The 1,020-nt window shown below is 38.3% G+C and carries 2 protein-coding genes; both read right to left on the minus strand.

Features of this window, described 5'->3' with window-relative positions; translation table 11 throughout:
• Positions 1-256: 256 nt before the first annotated feature.
• A complete protein-coding gene (locus K1I61_RS08930; RefSeq protein ID WP_223334892.1) occupies positions 257-517 on the minus strand; it encodes a hypothetical protein in 261 nt (86 codons plus the stop codon).
• Between the two features lie 11 nt (positions 518-528).
• Positions 529-1,020: Rha family transcriptional regulator (locus K1I61_RS08935; RefSeq protein WP_223334894.1), on the minus strand; the 492-nt coding region annotated here is incomplete at its 5' end.

Consider the following 1,020-nt stretch of genomic DNA (forward strand, 5'->3'; position numbering starts at 1 on the left):
AGTTGCCCCAAGTTGGCGAACGCTTGTAGCGGTGTTTCATGAGTAATTACCCATCTTTCAGCTAAACAAGGCCTTAGAATCACCCTGTCAGCTCTTGATTTCAAAACCTTTTCTAATTGCTTGCCTGCTCTTCGGTTTTTCTTTATATATTTGATAGAATAGATATTTTTTGCTATAATCAGAGCATGGAAAAAATTTCTATATCCTTAATCTTGTCGCTTGCTCGCCTCGTCTAAAATTTGAGCAAGTGATTTTTTTATTTTCTTTTTGCATGATTACTACCTGACTTTGGTTTATAAAGCAAGTCTTTGCTTTCGATAAGATCTAGAATCCAACTGAATCCCTGCTCAACCGTTTCAAGAAATGCGCCCAGGTCTTCACTCTCCAGGTTCTCGTAGTTCATACAAAGATATTCGGCTAGTTGTCTGTCTTTCTCAACTAGCTTTTTAAAATCCTTGGAATACTTGGGAATTTCTAACCCCTTGGCATTTGTAACTGTCTTAAAATCATTTTCCATTTTCTATACTCCTATACTTTAAAAATTAGTTCTTTAATTTCTGAATACCCCCTATTCAAATTAATCATAGCTATTGCCATATCTTCCAAGCGCTGATAGCTTGTCAGTTCTGCACTTGTCAAGCCCTCAATGCCGTTCTTACTTTCTCGCTCCTTCATGAGTTGCGCTTTATTCTTCCCTGTCACTCCCTTTAGTAGTAGGTTTGTAAGGGTACTATAGGCATGCTTAGGTGCTTTCTCCCATGCTTGGATAGCTTCGGTTAAGGTCTTGCGCTTTGGCTTTTCCAGTTCTCTCTGAAGATAACGTTTAGAAAGTTCATCACGCATTTCAAAAAAGGCTTTGACCAGGTTCTTCTTAAACTCTTTTACGGGTTCTGTATTTCGTAAGTAAATGATCAGCAATGTTGCTTGTTGCTCGTTCAAAATATAATCCCGTACATTTTGCCCACTCTCTGAAGGTGAAATTTTAAATTGCACCTTTCCGAAGCTTTCAAAGTCCTCTCG

The sequence above is a fragment of the Streptococcus infantis genome, assembly GCF_019929665.1.
GTDB lineage: Bacteria > Bacillota > Bacilli > Lactobacillales > Streptococcaceae > Streptococcus > Streptococcus infantis_H.